Origin of the sequence: Flavobacterium sp. (assembly GCF_043779715.1) — a bacterium.
Classification (GTDB): Bacteria; Bacteroidota; Bacteroidia; order Flavobacteriales; family Flavobacteriaceae; genus Flavobacterium.
In genome coordinates this window covers 1-2,251 of record NZ_JAYWDT010000015.1, presented here as the reverse complement: position 1 = coordinate 2,251, position 2,251 = coordinate 1, and the positions used below count along the sequence as shown (strand labels likewise).

The window sequence follows — 2,251 nt, the reverse complement described above, 5'->3', positions numbered from 1 at the left end:
TTAAATCATAGTACCACTAAAAATCTGGCAACTTTGTAAGAAAATTTTAATACATTTGAAATAATTAAAACAACGTAAATCATATCTTATTAGCCCTTATTGGGAGTATTGGCGAAAGATTATTTCGTTTACACATAAGTTATGAGCAATGCTGCCAAAAGATAACCAAACAAAAAATAGACAATGAACGAAGATTTTGAAACATTTAAAGAAGACATTTCGTGGTTTATCAAACAGTATGATAAAGTTGATTTTTTACAAACTGAAAATAAACTTCAACCATCTCAAAACTTTCAAAATACTTTTCCTGTCTTAACTGAATTATTACAACAAGCTAGAATTTTAAATTTGAACATAAACAATCAATCATACAAACTTTTTTCGTGGACTAACAAAAGTGATTTAAGTTGTGGTTGGTTGAATAAAATTGAAAAAAATCCTAACACCACATTGTACTTAATAGAAGAACATAAACTTTTACTAAGCGAAATTGGTGGAATTCAAGAATCTTATAACCAACCTGAACCAAGTCTTTGTAACAACCAAAACTTTATGTTTATCGAATCTGAATGTTCGAACGGAATTGGCGGTTGGGATGGGTATTACGAAGAAATGTGCAACGAGGAAAACAAAATACAAATAGAATTCAAAGATTTTATTTCCTTTGTTCAAGAGACAAACGGAGATGTAACTTTATATAATCCCAAAAATAGCGAAGTATTCCTTTTTGCTCACGACCATTCTTTTGACAATGTAGAATTTTTAGAAAACCAACCAGAATATACTTTTCATAAAATAAACAACATTACAAATTTTGTGGACTATGTTGAAGCTTTAGCCACAGAATGGAAAAACGAAATTAAGTAAAAAAGCAAAGTTCATAATAGCAACTACAACGGATTTGGGCAATTGGCTTAACGGGAAGTTGGCTTTGTATTTGTGATGACTTGGCAAATCCGAAAATAGGGCTTAATTTAATACCAAACCCGCTGTAGTACCAGTATGTTACCAGTTTAAAAAAAACGTTATAAAGAAAACTATGAAAAAGTTAATTTTATTATTTGTACTAATTGTAAATTTAAGTTGCTCTAGCGACAAAACCGAAGTTGGAGACGGTCTTCCTTACTTTCAGTTTTTACAAGTTGATAATGATAAATTTATTAACTCAGCAGAGGTTGGAAAAATATTGATCTTTAAAAACCAAAACAATGGTGAATTGAAATTCAAAATTTTGAAAAACAAAACCGAAAAGCAACTTGAAAGCAGAATAGATTTTGTAAATGGCTCCTATAAATATTTCTACTATGACGAACAAAGAATTGAAATGCAATCAACCTTATTGGCAGATGGTGATTTTTGTTGTAGTAGTTCATTTTATTTGAGTTTAAAAAGATGGCCAAAAACTTACCAAACAAATCCAACTGTTATTTCACAAGATTCAAAGTTTATAACAAATATTGGATTAATTCCATTTTCAACTGGAATTCAAAATACATTTTTAGACTATTCAGAATCTCTGATTAATTTATCAATAAACGGAATAAACTTTACAAAAGTTAGAAAAATTGAAATAACTCCAAATCCATTTCCAAATCCGAATTGGCAATTACCAAGTTTAAAGAATATATACTTTGAACAAAATAAAGGAGTAATAGGATTTGACGATTTGCAGAATAACGAATGGAGATTACAAAACTAAATATTCTGGCTATCTGCTAAAAGGCGTTTTCCAAAAATGCGAATTTTGTAATAAATTCACATTATAGATTAATGTTCATTTTTACTAGTAAATAATCCGCTGTGTTCCTCTGAGGCGAACTAAAACCAAACCGTGTTTGAATAAAACCATCTGCATCGTCTTCAGTTTAGATTTACAATACACTTTTTTTAAAAACAACGAAAATGAAAAGAATTAAATTCGATAACATACAAGCCAACTGGTTTTTTATTTCGCTGATCGTAGTATCTTTAATTTGTCTTATTGTTGGTAGTTTTGAACTTATGCCATTTGAAAACCCTATCATAAATAGAAGAATTAGTGCTATTGGCTTCTCATCACAAGCCTTGTTTTTCTCTAGAACTTTCTGGTATAAAAATTATTTGTAATGGAATAAAAAAGGAATGTTCCTTCGCATAAACTCCTTCTCAGGAAAATCAATTGCGTTCAAAACCAATGAAAGTACCAAATTAGAAAACAATCTTTTGACCATTTATAAAAATGATGGCAACAGCTTTGCTTTTGACCTTAGTG

The 2,251-nt window shown here is 29.6% G+C and carries 2 protein-coding genes; both read left to right on the top strand.

Features of this window, described 5'->3' with window-relative positions; translation table 11 throughout:
- Window positions 1-183 precede the first annotated feature (183 nt).
- On the top strand, window positions 184-867 hold the full coding sequence (locus ACH2BG_RS00575) for a hypothetical protein (RefSeq protein ID WP_395045797.1): 684 nt from the start codon (window positions 184-186) through the stop codon (window positions 865-867).
- A gap of 172 nt (window positions 868-1,039) precedes the next feature.
- Window positions 1,040-1,699 carry a hypothetical protein gene (locus ACH2BG_RS00570; protein ID WP_395045796.1) on the top strand — a complete coding sequence of 220 codons (660 nt, stop codon included), beginning with the start codon at window positions 1,040-1,042 and terminating at the stop codon, window positions 1,697-1,699.
- The last annotated feature ends 552 nt before the right edge of the window (window positions 1,700-2,251 follow it).

Coding starts and splice junctions, on each gene's coding strand:
- ACH2BG_RS00570 (WP_395045796.1), top strand. CDS start 1,040: ATGAAAAAGTTAATTTTATTATTTGTACTAATTGTAAATTTAAGTTGC.
- ACH2BG_RS00575 (WP_395045797.1), top strand. CDS start 184: ATGAACGAAGATTTTGAAACATTTAAAGAAGACATTTCGTGGTTTATC.